We start from the raw sequence: 670 nt of genomic DNA, 5'->3' as shown, positions 1-670 counted from the left end.
ACAGGACATGGCTGTGGTGGCGATGGCCGCGCGCGTCGATACGTCTCTCATCACGTACGGCCCGAACGTCTATCCGGTCCCGCGCCTGTGCGACATCCAGCCACATGAGCGCCGGGTCGATGTGGTGAATATCGGCTGCTTTGGCGCGATCCGTCCGCTCAAGAACCACATGACGCAGGCATTGGCGGCCATTGCCTTTGCCCGGACCATCGGTGCGAAACTGCGGTTCCACGTCAACGCAACGCGCGTCGAGGGTGGCGGCAATCCGATCCTGAAAAACCTGCGCGAACTGTTCGGGCGTCTGGACTGCGCTGAGCTGGTCGAACACGGCTGGATGCCGCACGCTGAGTTCCTGTGCGTTCTGCGCGGGATCGACATTCTCATGCAGGCGTCGCTGACCGAGACTTTCAACATCGTGGCCGCCGATGCGATGACCGCGAGCGTGCCGGTGCTGGCGTCCGACGAAATCCCGTGGCTCGGTCATTACGCCGAGCGTGATCCGCTCAGTGCTGCGGATATGGCGTCTGGCCTGCTGACGATCTGGCAGGAGGATTTCGCGGCCAGCGTCGCCCGGCTCCATTGGCAGCGCCGTGATATGGAGCGGTATTGCGCGGTCTCAGCGCTGACGTGGGTGAGGAGGTTTGCCTGATGGCACTTCCTCTTTCTCCAG

1 protein-coding gene is annotated in these 670 nt (G+C 63.1%); it reads left to right on the top strand.

Annotated elements, in window-relative coordinates; all coding sequences use genetic code 11:
• The coding region (locus tag GVI59_RS18730) for a glycosyltransferase family protein (protein ID WP_206752390.1) at positions 1-649 on the top strand (649 nt) is incomplete at its 5' end.
• Between the last annotated feature and the right edge of the window lie 21 nt (positions 650-670).

It is taken from the genome of Acetobacter sicerae, assembly GCF_011516765.1.
Classification (GTDB): Bacteria; Pseudomonadota; Alphaproteobacteria; order Acetobacterales; family Acetobacteraceae; genus Acetobacter; species Acetobacter sicerae.
This window is presented reverse-complemented; position numbering and strand designations above follow the sequence as displayed.